5 protein-coding genes and 1 pseudogene are annotated in these 6000 nt (G+C 70.9%); 2 read left to right on the forward strand and 4 right to left on the reverse strand.

The annotated features are described in order from the left end of the window. Positions 1-120: 120 nt before the first annotated feature. Both AB0E77_RS24205 and AB0E77_RS24210 read right to left on the reverse strand, forming a co-directional pair. Positions 121-1557, reverse strand: coding sequence for an MFS transporter (locus AB0E77_RS24205; protein WP_361573886.1), 1437 nt, complete (start codon positions 1555-1557; stop codon positions 121-123). Between the two features lie 284 nt (positions 1558-1841). Next, a complete protein-coding gene (locus AB0E77_RS24210; protein ID WP_361573887.1) occupies positions 1842-2489 on the reverse strand; it encodes a TetR/AcrR family transcriptional regulator in 648 nt (215 codons plus the stop codon). Between the two features lie 210 nt (positions 2490-2699). Here AB0E77_RS24210 and AB0E77_RS24215 point away from each other — a divergent pair, with 210 nt between their 5' ends. After that, the gene (locus tag AB0E77_RS24215) at positions 2700-4136 is read left to right on the forward strand and encodes an MFS transporter (RefSeq protein WP_361573889.1); all 1437 of its coding nucleotides are present in this window, start codon (positions 2700-2702) and stop codon (positions 4134-4136) included. Positions 4137-4158: 22 nt separating this feature from the next. Beyond that, a pseudogene (locus AB0E77_RS24220) lies at positions 4159-4293 on the forward strand (four-helix bundle copper-binding protein); the annotation flags it as partial. Between the two features lie 68 nt (positions 4294-4361). Here AB0E77_RS24220 and AB0E77_RS24225 read toward each other — a convergent pair. Further along, complete coding sequence (locus AB0E77_RS24225; RefSeq protein WP_361573891.1) at positions 4362-4904, reverse strand: DUF4396 domain-containing protein; 543 nt, start codon at positions 4902-4904, stop codon at positions 4362-4364. 80 nt (positions 4905-4984) lie between these two features. Continuing rightward, positions 4985-5851, reverse strand: a complete 867-nt coding sequence (locus tag AB0E77_RS24230) for a F510_1955 family glycosylhydrolase (protein ID WP_361573893.1) — start codon at positions 5849-5851, stop codon at positions 4985-4987. Positions 5852-6000 lie beyond the last annotated feature (149 nt).

A 6000-nucleotide genomic window follows, 5' to 3' on the forward strand; every position in this document is an offset into this window, starting at 1 on the left:
AAGTGCGGGCGGAGCCAGCTGACGCCCAGGTTCGGGAAGACCCGACGGGACCGTTCCGCACCGACATCGTCAGTGCGGAACGGTCCCGTCGGCTGCCAGGGTGCACCCGCAGCCCATGGGTCAGGCGTTGACGGACGCGCTGTTCGCGGTCGAGGGCTCCTCAGCGCCGGGCGATGCCGGGCGGCCCCGCATCAGCACCGCTGTCAGCAGGCCACCCGCGGCGGCGACGGCCGCGGCGCCGATGAAGGCGGCGCTGAAGCCGTCGGTGAGGGCGGGCAGGTCGCCGATCTCGTCCCCTCCCTGGGAGGTGGCCAGGGCGGTGAGGGCGGCGAGGCCGAGTGCGGAACCGACCTGGTAGGTGGTGTTGACGATGCCGGAGGCCAGACCGGCCTGTTCCTGCGGCACTCCTGAGATCGCCGACATCATCGCCGGGATGTAGGCCAGCGACATGCCGGTCGCGGCGACCAGCGAGGCCGGCAGGACGTCGACGACGAAGGTGCCGGTCGGCTCGACCGCCGCCAGCCAGACCAGGCCCGCGGCCAGGACGAACAGGCCGCCCGAGATCAGCGGCTTGGCGCCGAAGCGGCCCAGCAGGCGGGCGGTGATGAGGGTCATGAAGACCATCAGCAGGCCGGTCATCGGCAGCAGGGCGGCACCGCTGGCGAATGCTCCGTAGCCGAGGACCTGCTGCAGGTAGAGGTTGAGGAAGTACCACATCGGGATCCAGGCGGCTCCCAGCAGCGTCATCGCCAGGTTGGAGACGCCCAGGCCCGGTGTGCGCCAGACACGCAGCGGCATCAGTGGCGCCTTCACCGACTTCTGTACGACGAGGAAGAGGGCCAGCAGCACGGCGGCGCCGAGCAGTTCCAGCACCGTCTGCGTGGTGCCCCAGCCGACCTCGGGTGCGCGGACCACGGCGAACACGGCGAGCGCCAGGCCGGCGGTGACGGACGCGGCGCCGAGGACGTCGACCGCACCGCGACTGGGCGCGACGGAGGGCAGAAGACCGGTGGCGGCCAGAGTCGCGATGCCGATGGGGACGTAGATGATGAACACCCAGGGCCAGCTCGCCCACTCGGTGAACACGCCGCCCAGGAAGACGCCTGCGGTGCCACCGGCGGGGGCGGCGGCACCGTAGAGAGCCAGCGCCTTGCCGAGTTCCTTCGGGTTGTGGCCGAAGAGCATCATCAGCAGCGTCATGGACGCAGGCGCGATCAGCGCGCCGCCCACGCCCTGCACGGCACGGCCCACGACCTCCACCCAGGCGGTGCTCGCGGCGGCCGCGACGACGGAGCCGGCGATCAGCACGACCCATCCGCCGGCGAAGACCCGCCGGGCTCCCAGCAGGTCGGAGAGGCGACCGCCGAGCAGCAGCAGGCCGCCGAAGGCGATGACGTAGGCGTTGAAGACCCACTGCAGGTCACCCTGGGAGAAGCCCAGGTCGCGCTGCATTTCCGGAAGGGCCACCCCGATGATCGAGGTGTCCATGATGACCATGAACTGCGCGGCGGCCAGCACTACAAGTGCCCACCAGCGCCGTGGATCGACGGTTGACATCGCTCGTTCCCTCCCACTGAATCCAGATACCCCGAGGGGGTATCTCTGTCTCGCGACCGAACGATATACCCCCCAGGGGTATTTCGGAAAGGGATTGTTGTTCCGGGGCACGCTGTGTGCGAGGTCATCCAGGCCCGGCAGGAGAGTCCGAGGGCGGGGATGTCACTGGGGCGCCGTCTGCGGGCATGCCGCAGCAAGCCGTGGTGGGTGCGAGGCTTCCGGGGTGAACCCGGGTGTCAGATCGGCGCGGGTCCGGTCCTGTGTGGATGTCGGGCGAGTGTCCGTCAGGCGGGGCGGGGGCCGTAGTGGCCCAGGAACATGTCGACGCCGCTCACGATGAGGCGGTCGGTGAGGTCCTCGTCGATGTGTGTGCCGTAGGTGCCGAAGACCAGGTGGGGGAAGATCAGGAGTGCGTAGAGCTGGATGATCGCCGTTTCCGGGTCGGGAATGACCAGGCGGCCTTGGTCGGCGAGGGTGCGCAGGGCCTGGGCGGCGGCGGGGTGATGGCCTTCCGGCCCGTGGTGTTGCCAGGCCCGGCCCAGCTCGGGAAAGCGGCGCGCCTCGGCGGCGACCAGATTGCGCAGCGCGGTGACGTCGTCGTTGGTGCGCACCGAGTGGACCCACTGTCGTGCGGCGTCGAGCAGGGCCTGGCGGAGGTCGTCGGCCTCGACGAGCTTGGCGAGCGTGGCTGACGGCTCCCCGGACAGGGAGTCGTCCAGTGCGCCCGCGATCACCGCGGTGAAGAGCGCTTCCTTGCTGCCGAAGTGGTTGTAGACCGTCACCTTGGAGACGCCCGCCGCTGCGGCAATGGTGTCCATGCCGATGCCGAAGCCGTCCCGGAGGAAAAGTTCACGGGCGGCTCGCACGATGGCCTGTCGCTTGAAGGCGGCGCGAGGTCCGCTCGGCGGCTGCTTGGCCCCTTGCGTGTCCATGTGCCGAGCCTACACGTGCCTGTACTGAACGGTTGAGTTCACATGAACTGCACAGTACAGTTCAATTCACCGGCCGTGGTCATCCTGCGGCATGCCGGTTCGTCGCTGCCCATCAGTACGCATCGCACGTCGGTGACCGACTCCACAGCTCCTTCGCCTCGTCCTCCGCCCTCCGGCCCTCATCCGTCGGGCCTCATCCAAGGACTCAAAATGACGCACCCGACCGTCGGCGCTTCGCACCCACCGGGCCACGCCGACCACCCTCACGCCCATCCACACAGGTGGGTCGCTCTGGCTCTCCTCTGCCTGGCGCAGTTCATGCTGATCCTCGACGTCACCGTCGTGAACGTGGCGTTGCCCGACATGGCCGCGGACCTCGACCTCGGCCGTGAGTCACTGACCTGGGTCGTCACCGCGTACACCCTCTGCTTCGGCGGCCTCATGCTGCTCGGCGGGCGCCTCGCGGACGTGCTGGGCGCCCGTCGGACCCTGCTGGTCGGACTGGCCCTGTTCACGGCCGCCTCGATGGTCTGCGGCCTGGCGGGCAACGCCGCGGTCCTGCTGGGCGGGCGCATCGCCCAGGGGGTCGGCGCGGCACTGCTCTCTCCCGCCGCACTTTCCCTCGTCACGACCACTTTCCACGGCCCCGAACGCACCAAGGCCCTCGGCGCCTGGGCGGCCATCGGCGGGTCCGGCGCCGCCGCCGGTGTCCTGCTCGGCGGGGCGCTCACCGACGGACCGGGCTGGCCATGGGTCTTCTATGTCAACGTGCCCGTGGGACTCGTCGTCCTGGCCGCCCTCCCCGGCGTCGTGGCGGCCCGTGCCCCGCAACCAGCCCGGCTCGACCTTCCGGGGGCCCTGCTGGCCACCGCCGGAACCGGCGCGCTGATCTACGGCCTGGTGGAAGCGGGAGACTCCGGCTGGGGGAGCCCGTCCACCCTGTTCCCGCTGGCCGGCGCCCTCGCGGCCTACGCACTGTTCACCGCCGTCGAGCGAACCAGTCGTGCTCCGCTGATGGACCTGCGCATGTTCACCCGGCGGCCCGTCCTCGCCGGGGCGCTTCTCATGCTCATGGCCACGGCGCTGCTGATCGCCTACTTCTTCCTCGGGTCGGTGTACCTCCAGCACCTGCGCGGCTTCAGCCCGCTGAGCACCGGACTGGTCTTCCTGCCCGTGGCCGTCGCCACCGGCGTCGGCGCACACCTGGGCTCCCGCCTGGTCGGCAGGATCGGCAGCCGTGCGACGGCCGGCGGCGGCATGGCCATCACCGCCGCCGGAACCGTGTCGCTGGCCCGGCTCTCGAACACGGACAGCGTGTACGCCGTGCTGCTGCCGGGCTTCGTCGTCGCCGCCCTCGGTCTGGGCGCGGTCTTCGTCACCGCGACCACCACGGCGCTCGCCATGGTCGAGCACCGAGAGGCCGGGCTGGCGTCCGGTGTGGTCAACACCTTTCACGAAGTCGGCGGCTCGATCGGCGTGGCAGTCGTCTCCACCGTCGCGGCCTCCGGTATCGAACGGGGATCCGCCGGCGGATTCACCGACGCGTTCACGCTGTGCGCGGCAGCGGCCGCGGTGACCGCAGTCGTGGCCCTGCCGCTCGTGCCGCGGGGCAAGCCCCGGATGACGGGCGGACCGCACGTGCACTGACCTCTGTCCCACCTCCAGAAGCCGGGCCTGCCTCGCTGAGACGTGCGCCGACGAGTGCGCCGCCCAGGCGGACATGCACCAGCACTGCCGCGTCTGCGCCGAAGTGTGCCGGCGCTGCGAGCGGGCGTGCAACGACGTGCTCGCGAGTCTGGGCTGACTTCGGCTGCACAACGCCGGGCGGCCCCCAGGTTCTCTGGGGGCCGCCCGGCGTTGTGGTGGTGCGGGTCAGTGGTAGGCGTGGACGACGGCGTGGCCCTTGCCGCGGCCGATCATCCACTTGTTGACCGGCGTCGTGATCACGAACGCCACGGCGAAGCCGCCGAGCAGGGCGTACCAGAACAGCCCGTCCGACAGGTACGCGTCCATCGCGCCCGGGACGAGGGCGACGATGCCGTTGTCGACCAGTTCCATCACGGCGATGGAGACGGTGTCGGCGGCCAGCGCCACCTTGACCGCGGCCTTCATGGACACCCCGGCGCGCACCACGGCGAAGAGGGTGAAGGAGTAGCCGAAGACGAAGGCCAGGGCGATGGCCAGCACCATGGTCGGCGCGTTGCCCCACATCAGCGCGGTGCCGATGACCATGCCGAGGATCTCGCCGACGGCGCACCCGGTGAGGCAGTGCAGCGTCGCCTGCATGGCCGTCGCCCACGTGGTGCCGTGAGCCTGCCCGCCGTGATGCCCGCCGTGCCCCTCGTGTTCGCCGTGGCCGCCGACATGGGCGGCGTGGTCGTGTGCGGTACGGGAGTGGTGCGTGCTGTGGTCCATGACCTTCATCCCCGTTCTACGTCCCGCAAGGCCCCTGGTGGCCCCACCGCAGAAACCATATACCCCCTGGGGGTATCTAGCTAGGGACGATCCGAACTCGCTGTTGGGCGCTGGAGGAGCTTCCACCTGCGCCCGCCATCGACGGACTCGTAGACGGCATCGGCACTGTCCGCCGCCAACAGACGCTGCGCGGTCACCGCGGTCAGCGCCCTGCCCTCCCCGTCCGCAGGCAAGCGGCCCTGCTCCGTCCACGTCCGCCCGTCGCGACTGGCGACGAGGCGGCCGTCGGCCGTGAGCGCCAGCAGCCTGCCCGGTTCCGGCTCCTCCACCGCGACCAGTCCGGGCGCCGACGAGACGGGTCGGAAGGTCCGCGCGCCGTCATCACTGCGGGCCAGGCCCGTGCCGGTGGCTGCCCACACGGTGGCCGCGCTGCCCGGGTGGGAGGCGAGATCGAGCGCCGCCACCTTCGCGCGCTTGGCCCAGGTGCGGCCCTCATCGGTGCTGGCCCACACCCTCTCGCTCAGGCTGTCGAATCCGTACAGCGAATCACCGGCCTCTTCCAACGCGTGGAAGTCGGCGTCGCCTTCGGCGGAGACGGTCTGCCAGGTGCGGCCGGCGTCCGTGCTGCGGATCAGACCCAGATGGGCGGGCCGAGTGCCGGATTCGGCAGGGCCGGGGTGACCGCTGGCCAAGAATGTGGACGGGCCGGTGACGGTGAAGCCCATCGTGTCCTGATGGCGGTCGGCCACCCGGGTCGCAGTACTGCCCTCCAGGCGGAAGACGCCGTGGTGGCCGGCGGCGTAGACCGTGCCGTCGGCCGGGTCGACGCCCAGGCCGTGCAGGTGGCCGGTCCCCGGGTCGGGAGCGGCCCCGTCTCCGCCGGTGCCGGTGGTGTCTGTGGCGGAACAGGAGGAGAGGAGCAGGCCGGTGGCCGCGAGAAGGATCAAGGCACGCGAACGGAGCCGCGCTATGCGAATCATGGTGTGAGGTCCAGGCGGGGAGAAGGGCGTGAGGGTGGGGTGGGCCGGTGCGGGGCCCGGCGGACACCGAGGCCCTGCTGACGGTGCTGGCGCGGCTGAAGGCGGCGGGCAACTCG

The organism is Streptomyces sp. NPDC032940 (genome assembly GCF_040636935.1).
In the GTDB taxonomy this organism is placed as follows: domain Bacteria; phylum Actinomycetota; class Actinomycetes; order Streptomycetales; family Streptomycetaceae; genus Streptomyces.